At 65.6% G+C, this 21,866-nt stretch carries 21 protein-coding genes; 5 read left to right on the top strand and 16 right to left on the bottom strand.

Going from position 1 to position 21,866, the window contains the following annotated elements:
• From FNL14_RS01980 to FNL14_RS01955, 6 genes are all read right to left on the bottom strand, one after another.
• On the bottom strand, positions 1-2,076 hold the full coding sequence (locus FNL14_RS01980) for an Hsp70 family protein (RefSeq protein WP_142057222.1): 2,076 nt from the start codon (positions 2,074-2,076) through the stop codon (positions 1-3).
• A gap of 153 nt (positions 2,077-2,229) precedes the next feature.
• Positions 2,230-3,315, bottom strand: coding sequence for a c-type cytochrome biogenesis protein CcsB (gene ccsB / locus FNL14_RS01975; protein WP_142057220.1), 1,086 nt, complete (start codon positions 3,313-3,315; stop codon positions 2,230-2,232).
• Positions 3,315-5,090, bottom strand: coding sequence for a cytochrome c biogenesis protein ResB (locus FNL14_RS01970; RefSeq protein ID WP_142057218.1), 1,776 nt, complete (start codon positions 5,088-5,090; stop codon positions 3,315-3,317). The genes ccsB and FNL14_RS01970 overlap by 1 nt, the downstream gene beginning before the upstream one ends.
• Positions 5,090-5,845 (bottom strand): cytochrome c biogenesis CcdA family protein, encoded by a 756-nt coding sequence (locus FNL14_RS01965; RefSeq protein WP_091416953.1) that lies wholly within the window; start codon positions 5,843-5,845, stop codon positions 5,090-5,092. The genes FNL14_RS01970 and FNL14_RS01965 overlap by 1 nt, the downstream gene beginning before the upstream one ends.
• Before the next feature lie 2 nt (positions 5,846-5,847).
• Complete coding sequence (locus FNL14_RS01960) at positions 5,848-6,474, bottom strand: TlpA disulfide reductase family protein (protein WP_255470669.1); 627 nt, start codon at positions 6,472-6,474, stop codon at positions 5,848-5,850.
• 2 nt (positions 6,475-6,476) lie between these two features.
• Positions 6,477-7,157, bottom strand: coding sequence for a histidine phosphatase family protein (locus FNL14_RS01955; RefSeq protein ID WP_142057216.1), 681 nt, complete (start codon positions 7,155-7,157; stop codon positions 6,477-6,479).
• A 203-nt stretch (positions 7,158-7,360) separates the two neighbouring features.
• Here FNL14_RS01955 and FNL14_RS01950 point away from each other — a divergent pair, with 203 nt between their 5' ends.
• The 3 genes from FNL14_RS01950 (at position 7,361) to FNL14_RS01940 (ending at position 9,588) form a co-directional block, all read left to right on the top strand.
• Positions 7,361-7,909 carry a YceI family protein gene (locus tag FNL14_RS01950; protein ID WP_091416957.1) on the top strand — a complete coding sequence of 183 codons (549 nt, stop codon included), beginning with the start codon at positions 7,361-7,363 and terminating at the stop codon, positions 7,907-7,909.
• Between the two features lie 239 nt (positions 7,910-8,148).
• Entirely contained in the window at positions 8,149-8,613 is a 465-nt protein-coding gene (locus FNL14_RS01945) for a hypothetical protein (protein ID WP_142057214.1), read from the top strand.
• A 183-nt stretch (positions 8,614-8,796) separates the two neighbouring features.
• Positions 8,797-9,588: a hypothetical protein gene (locus FNL14_RS01940; RefSeq protein ID WP_142057212.1), complete on the top strand. Its 792-nt coding sequence runs from the start codon at positions 8,797-8,799 to the stop codon at positions 9,586-9,588.
• Between the two features lie 51 nt (positions 9,589-9,639).
• On the opposite strand, the gene FNL14_RS01935 is transcribed toward FNL14_RS01940, so the two are convergent.
• Together FNL14_RS01935 and FNL14_RS01930 are read right to left on the bottom strand one after the other, a co-directional pair.
• Positions 9,640-10,344 carry a redox-sensing transcriptional repressor Rex gene (locus FNL14_RS01935; RefSeq protein ID WP_142057210.1) on the bottom strand — a complete coding sequence of 235 codons (705 nt, stop codon included), beginning with the start codon at positions 10,342-10,344 and terminating at the stop codon, positions 9,640-9,642.
• A 119-nt stretch (positions 10,345-10,463) separates the two neighbouring features.
• A complete protein-coding gene (locus FNL14_RS01930; RefSeq protein ID WP_091416966.1) occupies positions 10,464-10,718 on the bottom strand; it encodes a glutaredoxin family protein in 255 nt (84 codons plus the stop codon).
• Between the two features lie 77 nt (positions 10,719-10,795).
• On the opposite strand from FNL14_RS01930, the gene FNL14_RS01925 reads away from it, so the two are divergent.
• Positions 10,796-11,614: an HAD family phosphatase gene (locus tag FNL14_RS01925; RefSeq protein ID WP_142057208.1), complete on the top strand. Its 819-nt coding sequence runs from the start codon at positions 10,796-10,798 to the stop codon at positions 11,612-11,614.
• Between the two features lie 158 nt (positions 11,615-11,772).
• On the opposite strand, the gene FNL14_RS01920 is transcribed toward FNL14_RS01925, so the two are convergent.
• From FNL14_RS01920 to FNL14_RS01880, 8 genes are all read right to left on the bottom strand, one after another.
• Positions 11,773-11,871 carry a 30S ribosomal protein bS22 gene (locus tag FNL14_RS01920; RefSeq protein ID WP_003792170.1) on the bottom strand — a complete coding sequence of 33 codons (99 nt, stop codon included), beginning with the start codon at positions 11,869-11,871 and terminating at the stop codon, positions 11,773-11,775.
• A 203-nt stretch (positions 11,872-12,074) separates the two neighbouring features.
• The gene (locus FNL14_RS01915) at positions 12,075-12,287 is read right to left on the bottom strand and encodes a helix-turn-helix domain-containing protein (protein ID WP_091416971.1); all 213 of its coding nucleotides are present in this window, start codon (positions 12,285-12,287) and stop codon (positions 12,075-12,077) included.
• A gap of 154 nt (positions 12,288-12,441) precedes the next feature.
• Positions 12,442-13,581: a 3-deoxy-7-phosphoheptulonate synthase gene (locus tag FNL14_RS01910; RefSeq protein WP_091416973.1), complete on the bottom strand. Its 1,140-nt coding sequence runs from the start codon at positions 13,579-13,581 to the stop codon at positions 12,442-12,444.
• A 214-nt stretch (positions 13,582-13,795) separates the two neighbouring features.
• A complete protein-coding gene (locus FNL14_RS01905; protein WP_370455788.1) occupies positions 13,796-15,223 on the bottom strand; it encodes a glycoside-pentoside-hexuronide (GPH):cation symporter in 1,428 nt (475 codons plus the stop codon).
• 154 nt (positions 15,224-15,377) lie between these two features.
• The gene (locus tag FNL14_RS01895; protein WP_142057204.1) at positions 15,378-16,928 is read right to left on the bottom strand and encodes a rhamnulokinase family protein; all 1,551 of its coding nucleotides are present in this window, start codon (positions 16,926-16,928) and stop codon (positions 15,378-15,380) included.
• Positions 16,925-18,964, bottom strand: a complete 2,040-nt coding sequence (locus FNL14_RS01890; protein ID WP_142057202.1) for a bifunctional aldolase/short-chain dehydrogenase — start codon at positions 18,962-18,964, stop codon at positions 16,925-16,927. The genes FNL14_RS01895 and FNL14_RS01890 overlap by 4 nt, the downstream gene beginning before the upstream one ends.
• A gap of 6 nt (positions 18,965-18,970) precedes the next feature.
• Positions 18,971-20,137 (bottom strand): L-rhamnose isomerase, encoded by a 1,167-nt coding sequence (gene rhaI / locus FNL14_RS01885; RefSeq protein WP_142057200.1) that lies wholly within the window; start codon positions 20,135-20,137, stop codon positions 18,971-18,973.
• A gap of 115 nt (positions 20,138-20,252) precedes the next feature.
• On the bottom strand, positions 20,253-20,600 hold the full coding sequence (locus FNL14_RS01880) for an L-rhamnose mutarotase (protein WP_142057198.1): 348 nt from the start codon (positions 20,598-20,600) through the stop codon (positions 20,253-20,255).
• Between the two features lie 152 nt (positions 20,601-20,752).
• Between FNL14_RS01880 and FNL14_RS01875 the strand changes: the two genes are divergently transcribed.
• Entirely contained in the window at positions 20,753-21,775 is a 1,023-nt protein-coding gene (locus FNL14_RS01875; RefSeq protein WP_142057196.1) for a LacI family DNA-binding transcriptional regulator, read from the top strand.
• The last annotated feature ends 91 nt before the right edge of the window (positions 21,776-21,866 follow it).

The raw sequence follows: 21,866 nt of genomic DNA, 5'->3' as shown, positions 1-21,866 counted from the left end.
CTATACCCCCGTATCTGGAGAGGTGACGGATTCAGGAACTTCAGATGGGGTCGCCGAAGCTGTGGGCGTTCCTGTCTGGGGTTGCGTAGGCTCTGGAGTTACTACGGGTGAAGAGGGAATCACGGTCGGCTCGGGCGGCGCCGCCGAAGACGCAGTCCCAGTCGGCTCGGGCTCCGCCGTCGGAGGAGGGTCAGTCGCAGTCGGCTCGGGCTCCGCCGTCGAAGGAGGCTCAGTCTCAGTGGGCCCCGGCTCCCCCGTCGAAGGAGGCTCAGTCACAGGCGGGACCGGCTCACCCGTTACGGGATCCGTCGCCACCGGCTCGCCCGTCGGGGGATCTGTCGGCACCGGCTCGCCGGTGACGGGGTCAATGGCTACGGGTGGTGCGGCATTGGCGTCCGGGGCCACGGCACCAGGGCCGGCTGCGGCGGGACCTGCGGGCCCGCCCGTCGCAACGTCAAGCCCGGCTACGGCGGCCGGGCCGTTTTCCGCTGCCACCCTCCGCAACGGCCGGCTGGTGGGCGACGCTTCAACATCAAGGCCCGGGCCGCTGTAAGGCACGGCCTCTGTGGTCATGTCGGCTCCAACACCGGCTGCCGGGAGTACCGCTGCCGCAGCAACTGGCCCGCCCCCTGTCCCGCCGGCACTGTCGGCAGTCGGATCGGGTTCGGGGGCAGCGCCAGCTTTCGGCACAAACATGGCGGTGAGGTCGGTGAATCCCGCAGGGCTCTGGGCCGTAGTCGCCGTAAGGACCGAGACCAGCGCAGCGGCGGCAGCGATGGCCGTCAGCCGCACAGTCGGCTTCGGCGCGTGGGCGCCGCCGTGCGCATGGGCAGGTGCCACCCAGCCCGCAACTGCACCACCCGCCGTCGTACCCTTGCGCGACCAGCTGGCATGGTGGCTGGCCGCGTGCGCGCTGGTGCCGGAAGTGAGTCCGACGGCGGCGCGCGCGGCTCCGGCAGGCACCGCCGCCACGGCTGCCCGGGACTCTGCTTCCACGTGTGCCAGCACAGCTGACAGCGCCGCGCCCAGGCAAATGGAGGACTTCGGATCGGCATCGACGGCGATGGGCCGGTCCAGCTGTTCGGAAATCAGCTGCGCCACGAGCGGGATCCGCGATGAACCGCCAATCAGGAGCACGGCGGAGAGATCGGCCGGTTCCAGCTCCAGCTGGGCCAGCGTCTGCTCCAGCGCCTCGACGGTATCCCGGACGGGTTCCTCTATCAGCGCTTCAAATTCCGAACGCACCAGGCGGATCTGCTGCTGGAAGCCGGGGAGGAGCACTGAAATGGTGGCCTCGCTGTCCGAGGAGAGCGCTTCCTTGGCTTCCACGCACTCGCGCCGCAGCCTGCCCAAAGCTCCGCGCACTCCGTCATCTGCGGGGTTGAGCGTGGAGAGGACGCCGCCGGTGTGCTCTGCGACGTAGCGGAAGACCTCGGCATCGAAGTCGGCACCGCCCAGGTTTTCGATGCCCTCCGGGCGCCCCAACAGCTGGAACCTGCTGCTGCCTGCTTTGCGCAGGACAGCGGTATCAAAGGTTCCGCCGCCAAGATCGTAGACGGCGATGGTGCTGCCCACTTCCACGCGGACCTGGGAGGCGTAATACAGCGCCGCCGCAACCGGTTCGGTGACGAGCGTGATGTTGTCCAGTCCCTTTGCGGCCATGGCGGCCAGGATCATGGAGGTCCGGTGGGTGCCCCACGCGGCAGGATGGGTAACGACGACCTCAGACGGCGGCGCGCCCTCGCGCTCTACGGCCCGGTCCACCACCCAGCGTGCCATGGTGGCAAAAACATCCTCCGGTGGCAGGGACAGGCCGCCCACGGAAATGGGGACTGCATCGCCCACCCGGCGCTTGAATTCCCGCACCACCTGACCGGGGAAATCGAGGCTGCGCCGTTCTGCGGCCTCCCCCACCAGGAGGGAACCTTCCTCGGGGTAGTACACCACTGATGGCACGGCGGTTCCGCGAAGTCCCAGCGGCAGGCACTCCGCGCCAGGGGAAATACCCTGGCCAAAGCGGGAAACGGCGGCAGCAGTGAAACTGGTCCCCACATCAATCGCGAGAACATAGTTCATGGGTACCTCAGGGCAAACTCGCGTTTCGCCGGCAAGCTTCATCACTGGCGAACGTCACCAAGGTAGCATCACGGCAGGACGGGGAACACCCCTATTGCTACACCGATTGGTTATTTGCCTGCAGATCCCCCGAAGTTGGGAAGAATTCCCTGCTTAGAGCCCGGAGTATGAGTGCAGGCCGTTGAAGAACTGGTTCACGATGGTGAAGTTGAAAATCACGCACAGGTAGCCAACGATCGAGAGCCAGGCGGCACGTGTTCCGGTCCAGCCGCGGGTTGCGCGGGCGTGGAGGTAGCCGGCGTAAACCACCCAGATCACAAAGGTCCAGACTTCCTTGGTGTCCCAGCCCCAGAACCTGCCCCAGGCCTTTTCCGCCCAGATGGCACCGAACATCAGGGTGAACGTCCAGCCGATGAAGGCAATGGCGTTGATCCGGTAGGACAGGTTTTCCAGGCTCAGCGCAGACGGTACCAGGCGCATAAAGCCGAGCTTGTCCTCGCCGCCGGCGGCAACGGTTTTTTGCCGGTGGGACTGGACCAGCTGCAGGGCGGACATAGCGAACGTCAGGGTGAACAGCGCGGAGGAAAGCACTGCGATGGACACGTGGATGATCAGCCAGTAGCTCTGCAGGGCGGGAACCAGGTGGCCCACAGGGGTCCAGTACGCCACGGAGGCGGCCACCAGCATGATGATGCCCAGGCCCACCACGAAAGTGCCCAGGAAGCGCAGGTCGCGGCGGATCAGTACCAGCAGGAATACCGCGATGGCCACGAAGGCGCCGGTGGTGAGGAATTCGTACATATTGCCCCACGGCACGCGTCCGGCTCCGAGGGCGCGGGTCAGCACGCCGGCTCCGTGGATCACTGCGCCCAGGACGGTCAGGGCCACGGCCACCCGCGCGGGGGCGCGGCGTTCGGCGGCGTACCGCATGTCGCCGTCGGCAGTGATAACTCCCCCGCCTCCTGGTGCGGCTGGCCGTGCAGTGGACGACGACGGCCGCTCAGCCCTGCCCGCCGGCCCGGCCAGGTGGGACTCGCTGCGGGCCGCCGCGCCTGCGGCAACGGGCACCTTGGCGGATTCTTCGGCCTGTGCAGCTTTGAGGTCGATGGCGCGCAGGGCCTTGCTGCTCTTGGCAAGGTCCCATGCGAAGGCGATGAACGCTACCGTGTACGTGCCGGCCGCCAGCAGCATAAAGAGCTCACTGTACTGGCCCATGGTTTCGTTGATTCCGAACGGCATTACTGGTCCTTTTCGGGCCCGGAGGGGCCGGCTGGGGTGCGTGGAAGTGAAGTTGTGGCGGCGCCTGCGCCATTATCGGTGCTGCTGCTGGGAGTTTGCTGTGATGATGCGGGCTCAGCGTCTGCGGCCAGCTGCCATTCCGCGGAGAGCAGCTTGCGTACGGCGTCCGCTTCGCCCGCGAGCCGGTGGTCTTCGCCGCGGGCCAAGAGCCCGTATTCCACCATGGTGCGGCCGTCTTCGTGGGTGCCGGTGCGGACCCAGACGCGGCGGCGGTTGACGTACAGGGACAGGATCAGGCCGGCCACCGCCAGGAGCGCGAAGATCAGCGCGTAGAGCTGGCCGGGGTTGTGGTGGATGTCCACGCCGATGTAGCGCTTCACGCCGTCAAAGCTGATGGTGCCCTTGCCGTCCGGAAGCGTGTAGCTGGTGCCGGGAGCCAGTTTGATGCCGCCGGCAGCGAGGTTCCGGGCATTCAGCGGGGTGAGGTTCCTGACGTCGATTTCGAAGACGTTCTGCGGCGCGCCGTCGTCCAGGCCAAGGTCACCGTAAAAGGAGTTCAGCGTCAGCTGCGGGTTGAACAATCCGGGGTCTCCGCTGTAGGAAACGCCCTCATTCGAAACGAACGCCGTGGGCAGGAAGAAGCCCTGGAATCCCAACTGGTCAGGCTTCGCGTCAGGGACCTTGATCACCACGGAGGAGTAGTAGTTGTCCCCCTGCAGCTTGCCCACTACCGGGCCCTGCATGGCAACGTTTCCCTCGCCGTCCCTGACGGTCACCATCGGAGCGTAGCCGTTGCCCGTGAGGTAGATGCTGGTGCCGCCCAAGTTGATGGGATCGTTGACTTTCAGGATTTCCTTCTGCGCCGGGGCGTCCGGGTTTTCCTTGGTGGTCACGGCTGCGGAGAAGTCGATGGGCTGGCCGATTTTGCCACGGGATTCGCGGTCGAACGTGATGTCGAACTTGTCCAGCTGCAGGGAGTAGGGCTGGAGCTGGCTGGACTGGAAGTTGGTGCCAGGCGTGAACTGGTCGTAGCCCACCAGGGTGTTCACGAACGTATCGCCCTCCACCAGGATGCGCTGCCCGCTGTAGCCGAACAGTCCGCCGATGGCCACGGACACCAGCACCCCGATCAGCGAGGTGTGGAACACCAGGTTTCCGACTTCCTTCGCGAAGCCGCGCTCCGCGCCCAGGGAGGGGCGTTCGCCGCCGGCGTCCCGGACCTCCACGCGGTAGCCGCGCTTCTTCAGCACCGCGGCGGCACTGGTGATGGCCTCCGAGGCCGGGATGCCGGCGTCGGCCGGAATGACAAGGGTGCCGTACTCAGGAAGGCGCGACAACCGCTTGGGGGTGCGCGGCGGCTGGGAGCGCATGGCCTTGTAGTGGGCGATGGCGCGCGGCACCACGCAGCCGATCAGGGAGATGAACAGGAGCAGGTAGATGGCCGAAAACCAGGCCGAGGAGTAGACGTCGTACAGCTGAAGTGTGTCCAGCAGCTTGCCGTAGTCCGGATTGTCCTTGATGTACTGGGTTACCACTGAAGGGTTCGCCGGCCGCTGCGGGAACAGGGAGCCGGGCACCGCCGCGACGGCGAGGAGCAGCAGCAGGAACAGTGCGGTGCGCATACTGGTCAGCTGGGTCCAGGCCCAGCGGAGCATCCCCACAGGCCCCAACGCCGGCAGCGTGGCGTCGGCCTTGGCCTCGGCGACCTTGTCGCCACGCTCTTTGCCGCCGGCCAGGGTGGAGGACTTCTTTTTTACGTTCACACGCTCGCTCATCAGATCGGCAACTTCACATCAGTTTGGAACCAGTACTGCAGCCCGGTCACCCAGGTACCCCAGACGCCGCTGGCCATCAGGAGTCCCAGGAGCACCAGGATGCCGCCCCCGGTCCGCTGGATTGCCAGCCGGTGCTTGCGGAAGAAGGCCATCACTCCCATTCCCCGGCGCAGCGCCAGGGCGATCAGCAGGAACGGGATGCCCAGCCCCAGGCTGTAGACGAAGGCCAAGAAGGCGCCCTTCGCGGCGGACGAACCGCCGGACAGGCTCAACAGCTGGACGGCTGAGTAGGTGGGTCCGATGCAGGGAGCCCAGCCCAGCCCGAACGTCAGGCCCAGCAGCGGCGCGCCCCACAGCCCGGCCGGTGGCTTGGCGTGGATTTTGGCGTCCCGCTGCAGCCAACTGAAGCCGCCCATAAACACCACACCCATGACGATCACCAGGATGCCCAGGAGTTGGGTGATCCAGGCGTTCTGCGAGCCGGTAATAAGGGTGCCCAGCTGACCGAAGGCACCGCCCAGGAGGACGAAGATCACGGAGAATCCGAGCACGAACAGGCCGATGCCCGCCAACATCCGGCCGCGCTTCTGCTTCTGCAGGTCCACCCCCGACAGCCCCGTCACGTAGCCCAGGTAGCCGGGCACCAGCGGCAGAACGCAGGGAGACAGGAAGGAAACCAGTCCGGCCAGCAGCGCCACCGGGATGGCAAGGAGGAGCGAGCCGCTGAGGATGGCTTCGGCGAAGGGGCTGTTCATGGTTACCCGGCCACGGCGGCAGCGATGAGGGTCTTCAGTGTGCCCTTTTGGATTTCACCCAGGACACGCGAAGCCACGCGCCCCTGTTTGTCCAGGACCAGCGTGGTGGGGACCGCCCCAGGGGGAACCAGGCCGGAGACGGCCAGCAGGACGCCGCCGTCCTTGTCGTCGAAGCTGGGGTAGGTCAGGTTGAAGGACTTTTCGAACGCTTCAGCGGTGGGCTTTTCGTCCCGCAGGTTGACGCCGAAGAACTGCACGCCCTGGGGCTTGAACTCCTGGTGAAGCTCTTCGAGGATGGGTGCTTCCACCCGGCACGGGGCACAGGCAGCGAACCAGAAGTTCAGGACCGTTACCTTGCCCTGGAAGTCTGCCGGCGCCACGGTGGTCCCGTCGAACAATGTCCCGTTGACCTGCACGGGGGATTTGCGGTCAGCCGCGGCGAACTCCGTGACGGAACCATCGCCGGCCACGTAGTTCTTGTTGTCCCCCGCCCGGGCCTGCTCGGCGAGGGCATCCTGCTGGGCGCAGGCCGAGAGGCCCAGGGTGAGGGCGGTCAGGGCGAGGCCGCCAGCGGCAAGGACGCTGCGGCGGGAGGCCAACGGCACGGCCCTATTGATGCTGTCAGTCACTACTAGGCTCCAGGGGTGCTGGCTGCACCGGGAAGAAGGGATGCCGCTGGTTCGCTGTACGTGACGCGCACAAGGGCGCCGTCGTCGTCGAACACCAGCGACGTGATGGAGGTCAGGGTGCACTCGCGCTTGCGCGGGTCATGCCACAGGGGCTTGCCTTCGGCGCTGAGCCGGGTGGCCCAGATGGGGAGCTGGTGGCTGACCATGATGGCCTCGGGCCCGTCGGTTCCGAAGTCGCCGTTGGCCAGTTCGATGGCGCGCAGGCGCGCCTCCTGCACTGCGGCCATGACCCGCGCTGCCTGCTGCTTATACGGCTCGCCCCACGAAGGTCGCAGGGGGTTAACCAGCCGTGGCCAGTGCTTGGGCCGGCGGAGTTCAGCCTTGGTGACCTTCATGCCCTCGAAGTAGTTCTCCGCTTCGATGATCCGCTCGTCTGTGTGGATCTGCAGCTGCAGCGCTTCCGACGTCGGCCGGGCAGTTTCCTGCGCGCGGTCCAGCGGCGAGGCGGCCAGGTAAGTGATGCGGGCACCGCCGGCAGCACGCTGCCGGAAGTGCTCTGCGAGCGTGCGCGCCATCTCCTGCCCCAGCTCGGAGAGGTGGAATTCGGGCAGCCTGCCATACAGGACGCCGTCGGGATTGTGTACCTCGCCATGGCGGAGCAGATGGACAGTGGCTTGGGGCATGTTTACCAGTTTCTCAAAGATGGCGTGCGATCCGAAATCTTCTACATCCAGTAGAACTGAAGTTTATGAAGAAATGTTCCGCGAGCGGGAACAAAAGATGCAAATGCATGTTTATAGTAGATGCAGCAGTTAGTTGAGACTTCAACTTATGAAGCTTCAACGGCACGACCCTTAACAGGCAAGCACACACAAGGAGCATCATCATGGCACTTCCCGCAGACGTCACCACCGGCACCTGGACCCTCGACAACTCCCACAGCGAGATCGGCTTCACCGTCCGCCACGCAGGCATAAGCAAGGTCCGCGGCCAGTTCACGGAAGCCGCCGCCACCCTGGACCTTCCCGGTGACGTGGCTGACGCCAAGATCAGCGCCACCATCAACACCGCCAGCTTCGATTCCGGAGACGCCAACCGCGACGGCCACGTCAAGGGCGAAGACTTCTTCGACGTGGAGAAGTTCCCTGAAATCTCCTTCGTCTCCAACGGCCTGGTAGCCAAGGGCAACAGCTACGAACTGACCGGCGACCTCACCATCAAGGGTGTCACCCGCCCCGTCACCCTCGAGACCGAGTTCAACGGCGTGGCCGTTGACCCCTTCGGCAACACCCGCGCCGGCGTATCGGCCGAGACAACCATCAGCCGCAAGGACTTCGGCCTGACTTGGAACGCTGTCCTTGAGACCGGCGGCGTCCTGGTCAGCGACAAGGTTGCCATCAACCTCGAACTCGCCTTCATCGCTCCCGCAGCCTAATTCTTCAACGGTCAGGTTTCTTCACTTGAAGAACCCGGACTGAACGAAAAACCCCGGCACCGGCTTCGGCCAGTGCCGGGGTTTCCTTTTTAAGTCGTGCCGCCCTTTGTCCCGCCCTGCGCCGTGAAGCCGGAATTCGTTGCGCAGGGACAGTCCCTGCGCCACGAACCGTGAAGTCACAGCGCTCACGGGCCCGCCGCAGGGCTAATAAAACCCGGGGCGCGGCTACAGTGAGGGCAATGAGCAACTTTGAGGATGCCAGGCCCCGCACCGGTTTCGCCGCGATGTTCTCGGTGGCCGGCCTTCCCACCGAACTCAAGGTCTCCTTCTGGATCTGGTTCGTGGGCGGCATCCTCGGCCTGCTCGGCGGACTGCTCGGCGTGCTGGCCTCACTGACCCTCTTTGCCGCAGCACCCGGCGCGGCCCTCGGGGTCCTGTTGCTGATGCTGTTGGCGGCCGCGGTGGGCACCTCGCAGATCATCTTCGCGTTGCGGATGAAGGCAGGCAGGCAGTGGGCCCGGCTGGCCCTCACCATCCTGACGGCCGTCACCCTGGTCCTTGCCTTGGCCAACCTGGCCATGCGCGTGGGACAGGGCGGCAACTGGGCAGGCTTCCTCATCAGCCTTGTCGCAGCGGTCCTGCTGTGGCTGCCCCGGTCACAGGCATGGTTCGCCGCTGCAGGCAGCAGGAGCGGCAACAGCTGAGCGGCGGGACGGGCCACCGCATTTCCAGCACGTGAACCCGCGGATCGGCGGGCGGAATACCTCCTTCGAATGACCCCCAAGCGGCTGGTCCGGGGGTACGGTGGACTTAAGCCATGCTGGGGGTAGGGCGCAGGACCGAATCCCGGCAGCCCACCAGGATCCCGACATGCAAAAGGACAGCTCATGAGTAATCCTCCCGTCCCGCCTCCCGTGCCCAACGAACCCGAGCAGGGCAACCAGCAGCCGCGCTACGGTGAAAACGCACCGCAATACGGCCAGCAGTCCGGCCAGAACCCGCCCCAGTTCGGGCAAAACGCACCGCAGTACGGGCAGTCCGGCGCACCGCAGGATGGGCAAAACGCACCCCAATACGGGCAGAACGCGCCGCAGTATGGCCAGAACCCGCCGCAGGCGCCGGGCTACGGACAGCAGCCGTATGGCCAGCAGCCCTACGGCCAGTCCTCGTACGCCCAGTACCCCTCCGAGCAGCCGCAGGCCACGGGGAGCACCGGTGTGCCGCAGCTGGTCAATATTTCCTTCTGGCTGCTGATCGCCTCCGCGGCGATTTTCGTCATCGCAATGCTTACCGGCCTCACCCAGCTGGATGACCCGATGTTCCGCCAGACCTTCGAGCAGCAGGTGGAAGGCACCGGAGCCGGGGTCACCTACGAGGACATCAAGGGTGTTATAGCCGGCACGCTGGTGGTATTCGCCATCATCGGCGCCGGCCTGTACCTGCTGGTGGCGTTCTTCATCCGGAAGGGCAAGAACTGGGCCCGCATCCTGGGCACAGTGTTCGCCGCCCTGTCCATCTTCGGCCTGTTCGGCGTTCCTACGCTGGGCACCCTGGGCACCCTCCTGGGGATCGCCGCCATCGTCCTGCTGTACCTGCCGGCATCTGCTCCGTACTTCCGGAAGCAGCAGCCCTTTGCCAACCCTTACGGCGGCGGCCTGGGCAACCCCTACGGCCGGTAAGCAAGCGCATTTCCACACCTGCGGGCGTGGGTCCCGGAACTGCCGGAGAAATCAGGCAGTCTGCCCCGGGGCCTGCGCCCGTTGTGCGTGGTAGGCCAGGATCTGCAGTTCGGTGGCCATGTCCACCTTGCGGAGATTGACCCCTTCCGGCACCTGGAGCATCACGGGGGCGAAGCTCAGGATGCTGTGCACCCCCGCAGCCACCACCCGGTCGCAGACGTCCTGCGCCACTGCGGCCGGCAGTGCCAGCACCACCATGTTGGCCCCTGTCCGGTGCAGGACGGTCTCCATGTCCGCCACGTCGCTGACCCGCAGCCAGCCCACTTCGTTGCCCACCACCATCTGGTCGGCGTCAAAAATAGCCACCACGTCGAAGCCCCGGGATTCGAAGCCGCCGTACCGGGCCAGGGCCTTGCCGAGGTTGCCGGCGCCAACGATTGCGACCTTCCAGTCATGGGTCAGCCCCAGGGCCGCCGCGATGTGCCGGCTCAGGTACTGGACTTCGTAACCCACGCCCCGGGTGCCGTAGGAGCCCACGTGGGACAGGTCCTTGCGCAAGGTCGCGGAGCTGACGCCGGAGGCTTCGGCGAGCGATTCAGAGGAGACCCGCTCCACCCCCTCGGCCAGCAGGGTATTCAGGGCGCGCAAATAAAGCGTCAGCCGGGCCACCGCAGCGGGCGGAATCTGTTTAGCCGGCGTGCCCGTGGTGTCCGGGAGATCCGGGACAGCCTGGGGGGTTGAATCCAGCGAAGCCACCAGCCCCTCCCTCGCATCGCGTTGTGACTCCACTCTAGAGCCCTCCCGCCGGAGCCAACAAAGCAGGGAGAAACAAAGCAGGAAGCCACGATGCACGCGCCATCACCGGTACTGCTCCCCTACTGTGCCATGGCCCGCTGGAGGACGCGTTCCAGCCGGATCTCGTCGATCTTCCAGAAATCGCGCTGCACACCGTCCACCAGCACCACCGGGATCTCCTCGGCGTACCGCTCCCGCAGGTCCGGCTGGTTGTCCACCAACTCTTCGGTCCACTCAAGGCCCAATGAGGCCGTAACCCGCCCCACGGCGTCGCGCGCTTCCTCGCAAAGGTGGCAGTCAGCTTTGGTTATCAGGACGACGCGGGGTGTAGCCATGGCTTAACCGTATCCCCGTTCATGGTGCCAGGGGACGCCGACGCCGTCCTGCCAGCCGATTGACTAGACTCGACTCCATGCCCGAGGAGAAGTACGTCGCCGTAGTCACCAAGCCGGTTGCTGCGCCGCAGCCCGGCGAGGCGGCGTTCTTCGATGTGGACAACACCCTTATGCGCGGTGCCAGCCTGTTTCACGTGGCCCGGAAGATGCACCAGCGCGGGGCCTTCACCCTTACCCAGGCAGCCGGCTTCGCCTGGAAGCAGTTCAAGTTTGTGGCCCGCGGCGAAAACATGGACGACGTCCACGCGGTCCGCGATTCCGCCCTCACCCTGGCCGCGGGCATTACCGTGGATGACATCAAGGCGCTGGGCGAGGAAGTCTACGACGAGATGATCGTCTCCAGGATCTGGCCCGGCGCCAAGGCACTCGCCGAGCAGCACCTGCGGGTGGGGCGGCGCGTGTGGCTTGTAACGGCCACCCCAATCGAGGTGGCCACCGTGATCTCCACCCGGCTGGGACTCACCGGAGCGCTGGGCACCGTGGGTGAAGTGTTCGAAGGCATGTACACGGGACGGCTCGTGGGAGACATCCTGCACGGCTCCGCCAAGGCCGTGGCAGTCCAGGAGCTCGCCGATGCTGAGGAGCTGGACCTGAAGCGGTGCTGGGCCTACAGCGACTCCTACAACGACATCCCTTTGCTGACCCTGGTGGGCCACCCGGTGGCCATCAATCCCGACGCCCGCCTGCGCCGCCACGCCCGCGACCACAACTGGCCCGTTTACGACTTCCGCGCAGGCCGGCGGGCGGCAACCCTCGGCCTCAAGGCCGCCACGGTGTGCGGCGCCGTCTACGGACTCTGGAAAGGCTTCGCCCGGATCCGCGGGCCGCGGGCGTAAGAACCCGCACGCAAGAGTCCGTCGAATCATAGGCTTGTCCGCGGATCCGAACCTTGACGGTCAGGATCTGCGAACAAGACCGGGACGAACCAACAGGAAAACAAAAATGCCCGCCACCTCGGAAGGCGGCGGGCATTTCCACGCAGTTCGAAGTATCTCTACTTCTTGTTGCGGCGCTGGTGACGAGTCTTGCGAAGCAGCTTGCGGTGCTTCTTCTTGGCCATACGCTTGCGACGCTTCTTAATAACTGAACCCACGAAAGTTCCTTACAAACTAGATGCAGTACCTGTCTGATGGAAAATGTTCGTGGACAGAGCTACGAACTGAACAACTGACAGATTCTTACAATGACGTAAAACGTTCCTTAACAGGGTACCGCCTATCCGGGGCGGCTTCTGACCGGAGTGGCCCCGACCGGCCGAAACGACCGGCCGGAACAGGGCTTTGCGGCGTAACGGCGTCAGGCGGTTTCGGTGTGGCCGTCCACCACAGCGCCTTTGAGGTACTGCTCCACGGCGTTCTCAGGCACCCGGTACGAGCGGCCGAACCGCACCGCGGGCATCTCGCCGGCGTGGACCAGCCGGTAGACGGTCATTTTGGAGACGCGCATGACCTGGGCTACTTCAGCCACGGTCAGGAACTTCGAGTTGGAGAAGTTCTGTTCTGCCGACATTTCCCTATTTTCCTTTGCTGACGGATGGACAACAGTGACCCCAGGTACGTGCCAATGCGGTGTTCCGATGCTGAGCCATCCACCAACCACCTTCTAGATACTCTAGATGTTCCTGTGGCCAATGTGAAAGTAGTGTGCTCCCCTATTTCGCCCCCTAATTGACCGCCCGGCGCTTGCGGGCAGAGGCGGCCAGCTGGTCCAGCACGGACACGGAAACGTCCCATTCCATGCAGGCGTCTGTCACGCTCTGCCCGTACACCAGCTCCGACCGGCCGGCCGCGTGCTCGGCGACATCGAGGTTCTGGGCGCCGCCTACCAGGAAGCTTTCAAGCATCACGCCGGCGATGGCCTGCGCAGAGGTGCCGCCGTCCTCGAGCTGGGCTCCGATTTCCAGTGCCACTTCGGCCTGGCGGTGGTGGCTCTTGCCGCTGTTGGCGTGGCTGGCATCCACGATGAGGCGCGGGTTCAGCTGCTTGCCGGCGAGTTTGGCGGAGGCACTTTCGACGTCGGCAGCCGAGTAGTTGGGCCCCTTGCGGCCGCCGCGGAGGATGACGTGGGTGTCCGGGTTTCCGGCGGTGGCCACCAGGGCTGCCCGGCCGTCGCCGTCAATGCCCAGGAAGGACTGGGCTGCCGCGGCGGCTCCGCAGGCGTCGACGGCCACCTGGAGATCGCCGTCGGTCCCGTTTTTGAAGCCGATCGGCATGGACAGGCCGGAGGCCAGCTGCCGGTGGATCTGGCTTTCGGTGGTGCGGGCGCCGATGGCGCCCCAGGAGATCAGGTCGGCCATGTACTGCGGGCTGATGGGCTCGAGGAATTCGGTGGCAGTGGGCAGCCCCAGCGCGGTGACCTGCTGGAGGAAATGCCGTGCGGTGCGCAGGCCGGTGACCATGTCGTGGCTGCCGTCCAGGCGCGGATCGTTGATCAGGCCCTTCCAGCCCACCGTGGTGCGGGGCTTTTCGAAGTAGGTCCGCATGACGATCAGCAGGTCTTCCTTGTGCTTTTCGGCCTGGCTGACCAGCCGGCGGGCGTATTCCAGCCCGGCCTTGGGATCGTGGATGGAGCAGGGCCCCACAATCACCAGCAGGCGGTCGTCCAGGCCGTCCATGATGGCGCGTACTTCATCGCGTCCGCGTTCGACGACGCCTGCCGCCTCGGGTGCCAGCGGCAACTCCGCGATGAGGTCCTGCGGGGTGGGCAGGGCAGTGAATTCGCTGACGCGCAGGTTGGACGTGGACTTGGCCACGGCTTCATTGCGGGGAGTGCCGGTGTGTGCGGGGGCTGTTGCGGTGCTCATTGTGGGTCCTGTTCCAGATGGGAAGCGGGCCCAGTTCAGAACCCGCCGGAGAAACGGCGAAGGGCAGAGAATAATCTCTGCCCTGTTGGCTCTGAAGGAAAGTTGGATGCGTGTCAGTTAGACGCGGGCCCCTCCAGAGCCAACGAAAAATACGCATACCAACGGTTTGTCATGCCATGAACCATAACCGCCCAGCGGCCGCACCGCAAAAGTGTTACGCCGCGTCACGGGACAGGCTGGCCACCAGTTCCGCGTGCTTCTGGTCCGTCAGGCGGTACCAGTACATGATGGCGACGGCGGCCAGCACCAGGGCCCCCGGCAGCAGTCCCGCCGCGGCCCGGATGGCGAGGGTGGCTGCATCGGACTGCTCGGCCGTGCCCGAAACGTAGCCGCCCCATGCCAGCGAGAAGGCCACCAGTCCGCCGCCGAATCCCATCCCGAGCTTCCGGGTGGCAGCGAGAAGTGCGTAGTTGATGCCCTGCACCCGGACGCCGGTTTTCCACTCCCCGTATTCCACGGTGTCGGCGATCAGGGCCCAGGTGAGGATGCTGACCGAAGCTGATGCCAGGAGTCCCAGCACGAGGCCCGCCAGGCCCAGCAACGGCGCGTCCTGCGGCGCCAGGAAAACCAGTGCGCCGCCCACCACGCCCAGCCCGCCGCCGGTGATGTACACCGCACGCTTGCCCCACCGCGTCACGGGCCGCGGCAGCAACACAGCCAATGTGAGGGTAATGACCACCTGGGCACCTGCCATCACCGGGAACAGGTCCATCCGGGACAGCACGTCACGGAGGTAGTAGAACTGGGCGGCACCGGTGGCGGACGTGCCGGTGACGAAGAGGATGGAGCTCAGGCACAGGATCACCAGCGGTGTGTTGGCTTTCAGGGCTGCGATGCTTTGGCCGAGGGTGATTTTGGGGATGCTCCCGGCGACCCGTTCAACGCACACTGTGCCGGTCAGGACATACAGCCCGGAGCCAACAACGGCGAAGGCCAGGGTCAGCCAGGTGAAGATCTGCTGCATGTCCTGGCCGGCGCCGAGGAGCGGTGCAATGAAGAATCCGAGCGTGGCGCCCACTGACAGGCCGCCCATGGTCCTTGCCCCGCCGAGCCGCGCGCGGTCCTTGGCATCCTGGGTCATTGCACCCACCAGGCACCCGTAGGGCACGTTGACCATGCTGTACGCGATGCAGACCAGGCCGTAGATGCAGTAAGCGTAGAGCAGCTTCAGTGACGGATCCACGTCCGGAACATGGAACACCGCCACACTCAGCAGCAGGGGAATGAAGCCAAACACCAGGAACGGCCGGAATTTACCCCAGCGCCGGCTGTGTACGCGGTCCACGATCCGCCCGGCGGCGATGTCTGTGAAGGCGTTGAAAATCCGCGCCACCAGCAGCAGGGTTCCTGCAGCTGCTGCCCCGATCCCCGCAACGTCCGTGTAGTAGACAAGCAGGAACATGTTCCCGGTACTGATGATCATGCTGTTGGCGGCGTCGCCGGCCCCATAGCCGAACACGCTGAGCCTGCTGAGTTTCTTCATTGGTTCCTTGGTTCCGGCGGAACGAGAAACCGTTTTCTCATCCCGCTCAAAGGAACTTACCCCACAATCTTGCGGAGAAACAGCAGTTGCCTGACCCAGTGGTGCTCCTTGCCGCCTTCGTGGTTGTTGAACCGGTAGGCCTCGATCTCCTTGGCCGCGCCAGCTCCCGCAAGCAGGTGTTCAGCGGACGTAGGTCCAGATCCTAGGGCCGTCCGGTGCACAAGGACAGGGCAGGCCACGCACTGAACACCATCTACAGCCGCGAGAGTTCAGGGACAAAAACCTGCAGCGGGCTGCTGGCCGCCACCAGGGCACGGAGTTCCCCGAGCCCACCGTCCACAGTCCCAGCCGCTCGCGCCTGAACCAGGACGTTCCCCAACGCCGTCGCTTCCACTGGTCCCGCGATCACCCTTTTGCCGGTGGCGTCGGCGGTGAGCTGGCAGAGCAGGCGGTTCTGGGAACCGCCGCCCACCACGTGAACCACGTCCACGGACCTGTCGGCGAGCCGTTCGGCATCCCGGAGGGTGCGTGCATAGCCGGCCGCGAGGCTGTCCATGATGCACCGGGTGATGGCTGCCGGATCGTTGGGTAGGACCTCACCTGTGCGGCGGACGGCTGCCCGGATCCGGTCCGGCATGTTGTCCGGGGCGATGAAGTAGGGACCGTCCGCGTTGATCTGCGGGCCTCCCGGCGGCAGCGCAGCCGCCGCATCCAGCAGGCCCGGAAGTTCGAGGTTGAACCCTTCGGCCGCCCAGGTCCGCTGGCATTCACTGAGGAGCCAGAGCCCGCCCATGTTGCGCAGGTAGCGGATGGTTCCGTCCACGCCGCGCTCGTTGGTGAAGTTCGCTTCGCGGCTGGCCTCGGTGAGCACCGGATGCTTCAGTTCCAGCCCCACCAGGGACCAGGTGCCGGAGGAAATGTAGGCAAAGTCCTCCTCTCCGTCATCCGCTGTCGCGGGGACGGCGGCGACAGCTGAGGCGGTGTCGTGCGAGCCGACCGCCACCACCTTCGTGTCCTGCGGCAGCCCCACCTGCGCGGCGATGGCAGGCAGGAGCGTGCCCACAGTTTCGCCCGGCTGGACCAGCGGCGGGAACAGGTCCTTCCTCAGGCCCAGCGCGGTGAGGAACTCGGTGGCCCACTCCCCCGCCACGGCGTCGAACAGTCCGGTGGTGGAGGCATTGGTGGCTTCCGTGCGGCGCTGCCCCGTGAGGAGGAACGCGATCAGGTCCGGGATCAGGAGCGCCTGCACGCCATCCAGGTCCGGCTCGCTGGCCAGCTGGTAGATGGTGTTGAACTGCAGGAACTGCAGCCCGGTGGTGGCGTAAAGGCGCGCAGGGTCCAGTTTCCGGTGCACGGGCTCGACGGCGGCGCGGCTGCGATCGTCCCGGTAGCTGAACGGCTGGGCTGTGAGCTCCCCGGCCTTGTTGACCAGGCCGTAGTCCACCGCCCAGGTGTCGATGCCGATGCTGGCCACACGTTCGCCCTGTACCGCAGCGACTGTCGCCGCCGCTGAAAGCCCCTTGAGCACCTCAGCAAAGAGGGCATGGAAGTCCCAGCGGAGGCCGCCGTCGATCTCCACCACGCCGTTGGGGAAGCGGTGGACCACCTCGAGCTGCACGCCGGCTTCACCGCCGCTGCCTTCGACGCCGCCGCCTTCGATGACCCGGCCCAGGATGACCCGGCCGGAGGAGGCGCCGATATCGACAGCGGCGAAGACACTGCCGGCAACAGCCTTAGCGGCGGCCGCGGCGGAAACTGCCCCGGCCTGGGCCGGGGCAGTTTCGGTGGTGCGTTCGGTGCTCATCGCAGGAAGGCTGCGGCCACTCCGGCGTCCACGGGGATGTGCAGGCCGGTGGTGTGGGACAGTTCGTTGCTGGTAAGGACGGCGGCGGCGTTGGCCACGTGCTCGGGCAGGACTTCGCGCTTGAGCAGGGTCCGCTGGGCGTAGTACTCGCCCAGTTTTTCCTCGTCCACGCCGTACACGGCGGCGCGCTTGGCGCCCCAGCCGCCGGCGAAGATGCCGGAGCCGCGGACCACGCCGTCGGGGTTGATGCCGTTGACGCGGATGCCGTGCTCGCCCAGTTCGGCGGCGAGCAGGCGCACCTGGTGCGCCTGGTCTGCCTTGGTGGCGGAGTAGGCGATGTTGTTGGGTCCGGCGAACACGGAGTTCTTGGAGGAGATGTAGATGATGTCTCCGCCCAGGCCCTGCGCGATCATCACCTTGGCTGCTGCCTTGGCCACCAGGAACGAGCCCTTGGCCATGACGTTGTGCTGCAGGTCCCAGTCCTTTTCGGTGGTTTCCAGCAGCGGCTTGGAGATGGACAGGCCGGCGTTGTTGACCACCAGGTCCACGCCGCCAAACGCCAGGACAGCGGCATCGACCGCGGCTGCGACCTGGGCCTCGTCCGTGACGTCGGCCTGGACACCGATGGCAACGTCCGGGCCGCCAAGCTCTTCGGCCACCTTCTCGGCGTTCTCCAGGTTCAGGTCGGCGATGACCACGCACGCGCCTTCAGCAGCGAGGCGGGTGGCAATGGCCTTGCCAATGCCCGACGCCGCGCCGGTCACCAGGGCGATCCGGGTGGCATGGGATTTGGGCTTGGGCATCCGGGCCAGCTTGGCTTCTTCCAGAGCCCAGTACTCGATCCGGAACTTCTCGGATTCCTCGATCGGGGCGTAGATGGAGATCGCCTCGGCGCCGCGCATCACGTTGATGGCGTTGATGTAGAACTCGCCGGCAACCCGGGCGGTCTGCTTGTTGGCGCCGAAGGAGAACATGCCCACGCCGGGCACCAGCACGATGGCCGGGTCCGCACCGCGCAGCGCCGGGCTGTCAGCGTCCGCGTGGCGGTCGTAGTAGGCCTGGTAGTCCTCGCGGTAGTCGGCGTGCAGTTCGTGCAGCCTGGCAATGGAGTCCACGACCGAGGCGTCGGCGGGCAGGTCCAGGATCAGCGGCTTGACCTTGGTGCGCAGGAAGTGGTCCGGGCAGGACGTGCCCAGGGCGCCCAGGCGCGGGTGCTCGGCGGCTTCGAGGAAGTCCAGGACGACGGCGTCATCGCTGAAGTGCCCCAGCTGCGGCTTGTCCGTGGAGGCCAGGCCGCGGATCACGGGTGCCAGCGCTGCGGCCTTGGCTTTCCGCTCTGCCTCCGGCAGGGCTGCGTAGCCGGGGAGCTTGGGTCCGAAGGGCTCGGCTTTGCCGTTGTCCTTGATGTACTTCTCGGCCTGCTCGATAATCCACAGCGAGTTCTGCTCTGCTTCTTCGCTGGTGGCGCCCCAGGCAGTAATGCCGTGGCCGCCCAGGATGGTGCCGATGGCCTGCGGGTTGGCTTCCTTGATCGCGGCGATGTCCAGGCCAAGCTGGAACCCGGGACGGCGCCAGGGCACCCAGACCACCTTGTTGCCGAAGATCTTGGTGGTCAGCGCCTCGCCGTCCACAGCGGTGGCAATGGCGATGCCGGAGTCCGGGTGTAGGTGGTCCACGTGAGCGGCGTCCACCAGGCCGTGCATGGCGGTGTCGATCGACGGTGCGGCACCGCCCTTGCCGTGCAGGCAGTAATCGAAGGCGGCCACCATTTCGTCTTCCCGCTCAACACCGGGGTAGACGTTCTTCAGCGCGTTCAAACGGTCCAGGCGCAGCACCGCAAGGTTTTCGGCCCTCAAGGTGCCGAGGTCCCCGCCGGAGCCCTTCACCCAGAGCAGCTGGACGTCCTCGCCCGTGACCGGGTCCTTCTCGGTGCCCTTGGCGGAGGTGTTGCCGCCGGCAAAGTTGGTGTTCCGCTTGTCCGCACCCAGGCGGTTGGAACGGGAAATCAGGTCTTCAACAGTCTTATTGGTGCTCATAGCTGGTTAGGCGCCCCATCCGGCTTGCTGGCCGCCTACGCGGTCCTCGTTGATCTTCTTCTGGTAGCCGCTGGCCTTGAACGCAGCCAGCGGGTCCGCGGGCAGCCCGCGGGATTCACGCCATTCGGCCAGGACGGGCCTGACGTCGGTGTAGAAGGCATCGTTGAAGATGCCGTTGGCAGCCAGGACATCACCGGCGCGCTGGGCTTCGGCCAGGGCTGCGGTGTCCACCATCAGGGCCCGGGCGGTCATTTCCTGGACGTTCAGGACCGAGCGGATCTGGCCCGGAATCTTCTCCTCCAGGTTGTGGCACTGGTCCAGCATGAGGGCAACGCCCGAATCCTTGCCGAAGCCGCCGCCGCGGATCACCTCGTGCATGATGCGGAAGAGCTGGAACGGATCAGCCGCGCCCACGATGAGGTCGTCGTCGGCATAGAAGCGCGAGTTGAAGTCGAAGGAACCCAGCTTGCCCAGGCGCAGCAGCTGCATCACGATGAACTCGATGTTGGTGCCCGGCGCGTGGTGGCCGGTGTCCAGGCAGACGAACGCCTTCTCGCCCAGCGCCAAAGTCTGTGCATAGGAGGTGCCCCAGTCTGGTACATCGGTGTGGTATAAAGCCGGCTCGAAGAACTTGTACTCCAGCACCAGGCGCTGCTCAGCACCCAGGGCCGCATAGATCTCCTGGAGGGATTCGGCCAGGCGGTCCTGGCGGCCGCGGATATCGTCCTGGCCCGGGTAGTTGGTGCCGTCCGCCAGCCAGATCTTCAGGTCCTTCGAGCCCGTGGCGTGCATGCTCTCGATGCAGTCCAGGTGGTGGTCGATGGCGCGGCGGCGCACCGCTTCGTTGGAGGATGTCAGCGAACCGAACTTGTACTCGTCATCCTGGAAGGTGTTGGAGTTGATGGTTCCCAGGCCCACACCCAGGCCGGCCGCGTACTCCTTCAGGGCGGCGTAGTCATCCACCTTGTCCCACGGAATGTGGAGCGCAACGGTGGGGGCCAGGCCGGTCAGTTCATGGACCTTGGCGGCATCCGCCAGTTTCTCCTGGACGGTACGCGGGGTGCCGGGCGTGCCGAACACCTTGAACCGCGTGCCTGAATTTCCATAGGCCCACGAAGGGACCTCGATGGCAAGCTCCTCGAGCCTGCCCAGCGCCGTTGCTACGTCATTCATGATGGTGGTTCTTTCCGGTGTCTTGGTGTGTGGTCTTGTTGAGAGTCTTGGTGTGGTGCAGCATGGTTGGCCGTGCGGCAATGCTCCGGGCCCGCTGCTGGAGCCGCAGGTTGCCTCAGCCGGCGGTTGCTTCCGCCGCCGCGAGCTGGCTGTCCAGGTTGAAGACTTCCTCGAGTACCTGGAACCCCTCATCGGGCGCCTGGTCGGTGTTCTCGAAGAGTGTGGCCATTTCCGCCTGCCAGCGGGCGTTCACGTCGGCCAGGGCCATCCTGGCGCGGACGGCGTCGAAGTCGTCGCACTCGAGGTAGCCGATCAGGAGCCCGTCCTCTGCAAGGAAGAGGGAGTAGTTGTTCCAGCCGGCGTCCTTCAGGGCGCGGAGCATTTCCGGCCACACGGCGGCATGCCGCCGGCGGTACTCGTCCATCAGCGCCGGCTGGACCGACGACCGGAAACACACCCTCATGGGAAACTCTCCTGAACTATTGCATCTTTGAATCGTTTCATTGTTACGATTCAAAGTACTCTTGTACCTGAGCAGGTGTCAAGCAATCCGGGCCCACTTCTTCAGCAGTACCGCCGGACGCACAGGCACTCGGACCGTCAGCACGGAGAATCATGAACCGCACAGCCAGCATCAAGGACGTAGCCAACCATGCCAGCGTGGCGGTGGGCACTGTTTCGAATGTGCTGAACTACCCGGACAGGGTCTCGGAACGGACCAAGGAGCGGGTGCTGCGGGCCATCGACGAGCTGGGCTTCGTCCGCAATGACGCTGCCCGCCAGCTGCGTGCCGGCCACAGCCGGACCATCGGCTTGATCGTCCTGGACGTTGGCAACCCTTTCTTCACTTCAGTGGTGCGGGCAGCCGAGGATGCGGCCGCCCTCCAGGGCAGTGCCGTACTGCTGGGAGACAGCGGCCACGATGCCGGCCGCGAGGCAAACTACATCGACCTTTTCCAGGAGCAACGCGTCCAGGGCCTGCTCATCTCGCCCGTCGGCGATGTTACCGAGCGCCTGGACCTCCTTCGCGAGCGCGGGGTGCCAACAGTCCTGGTGGACCGGCTGGCGGACGAGGAAAAGTTCAGTTCAGTAGCAGTTGACGACGACGCCGGCGGGTACCTCGCTGCCCGGCACCTTCTGGACACCGGCCGCCGTCGGCTCGCCTTTGTGGGCGGCTCAACCTCCATTCGCCAGGTGGCGGACCGGCTGCAGGGCGCCAGGCGCGCTGTGAAGGAGGAGCCGGACGCCACCCTGGAAGTGCTGGTGTCCGAGGGCATGACAGTCCTGGCCGGACGCAGCGTGGGCAACACCCTGGTGGAGCGGGACCGGGAGGACCTGCCGGACGGGATCTTCTGCGCGAACGATCTTCTGGCGCTGGGGATCATGCAGTCACTGACCATGACGCACACCCTCAGGATTCCGGAGGACATTGCCTTGATCGGCTACGACGACATCGACTTCGCCGTTTCCGCGGTAGTGCCCTTGTCCTCCATCCGGCAGCCTACCGAGGCCCTGGGCCGGACAGCCATCGAGCTCCTGGCCGAAGAGGTCGAAGCCCAGCATCCCCGGCACCGTGCAGTCATCTTCACGCCGGAACTGGTGGTCAGGCAGAGCACCGGGACGCCGTCAGCGAACTGATCCATGGCCCGTGGGTTACTCGTTCTCCTGCCGCAGCCAGATCATCGACTCGGTCCGGGACGTGAAGAAGCGGGTGGGACAGGGCGGGACG

The organism is Pseudarthrobacter sp. B4EP4b, assembly GCF_006680095.1.
Classification (GTDB): Bacteria; Actinomycetota; Actinomycetes; order Actinomycetales; family Micrococcaceae; genus Arthrobacter.
Note: the sequence above shows the minus strand (reverse complement) of the source record. Positions and strands in the feature narration are given on the sequence as shown.

What these genes read in the sequence shown, in the direction of transcription:
- FNL14_RS01940 (WP_142057212.1), top strand. Translation starts at nt 8,797, where the DNA reads ATGAGTAATCCTCCCGTCCCGCCTCCCGTGCCCAACGAACCCGAGCAG.
- FNL14_RS01955 (WP_142057216.1), bottom strand. Translation starts at nt 7,157, where the DNA reads ATGCCCCAAGCCACTGTCCATCTGCTCCGCCATGGCGAGGTACACAAT.
- FNL14_RS01945 (WP_142057214.1), top strand. Translation starts at nt 8,149, where the DNA reads ATGAGCAACTTTGAGGATGCCAGGCCCCGCACCGGTTTCGCCGCGATG.
- FNL14_RS01980 (WP_142057222.1), bottom strand. Translation starts at nt 2,076, where the DNA reads ATGAACTATGTTCTCGCGATTGATGTGGGGACCAGTTTCACTGCTGCC.
- ccsB (WP_142057220.1), bottom strand. Translation starts at nt 3,315, where the DNA reads ATGCCGTTCGGAATCAACGAAACCATGGGCCAGTACAGTGAGCTCTTT.
- FNL14_RS01930 (WP_091416966.1), bottom strand. Translation starts at nt 10,718, where the DNA reads ATGGCTACACCCCGCGTCGTCCTGATAACCAAAGCTGACTGCCACCTT.
- FNL14_RS01890 (WP_142057202.1), bottom strand. Translation starts at nt 18,964, where the DNA reads ATGAGCACCAATAAGACTGTTGAAGACCTGATTTCCCGTTCCAACCGC.
- FNL14_RS01910 (WP_091416973.1), bottom strand. Translation starts at nt 13,581, where the DNA reads ATGAGCACCGCAACAGCCCCCGCACACACCGGCACTCCCCGCAATGAA.
- FNL14_RS01970 (WP_142057218.1), bottom strand. Translation starts at nt 5,090, where the DNA reads ATGAGCGAGCGTGTGAACGTAAAAAAGAAGTCCTCCACCCTGGCCGGC.
- FNL14_RS01915 (WP_091416971.1), bottom strand. Translation starts at nt 12,287, where the DNA reads ATGTCGGCAGAACAGAACTTCTCCAACTCGAAGTTCCTGACCGTGGCT.
- FNL14_RS01950 (WP_091416957.1), top strand. Translation starts at nt 7,361, where the DNA reads ATGGCACTTCCCGCAGACGTCACCACCGGCACCTGGACCCTCGACAAC.
- FNL14_RS01925 (WP_142057208.1), top strand. Translation starts at nt 10,796, where the DNA reads ATGCCCGAGGAGAAGTACGTCGCCGTAGTCACCAAGCCGGTTGCTGCG.
- FNL14_RS01875 (WP_142057196.1), top strand. Translation starts at nt 20,753, where the DNA reads ATGAACCGCACAGCCAGCATCAAGGACGTAGCCAACCATGCCAGCGTG.
- FNL14_RS01965 (WP_091416953.1), bottom strand. Translation starts at nt 5,845, where the DNA reads ATGAACAGCCCCTTCGCCGAAGCCATCCTCAGCGGCTCGCTCCTCCTT.
- FNL14_RS01880 (WP_142057198.1), bottom strand. Translation starts at nt 20,600, where the DNA reads ATGAGGGTGTGTTTCCGGTCGTCGGTCCAGCCGGCGCTGATGGACGAG.
- rhaI (WP_142057200.1), bottom strand. Translation starts at nt 20,137, where the DNA reads ATGAATGACGTAGCAACGGCGCTGGGCAGGCTCGAGGAGCTTGCCATC.
- FNL14_RS01895 (WP_142057204.1), bottom strand. Translation starts at nt 16,928, where the DNA reads ATGAGCACCGAACGCACCACCGAAACTGCCCCGGCCCAGGCCGGGGCA.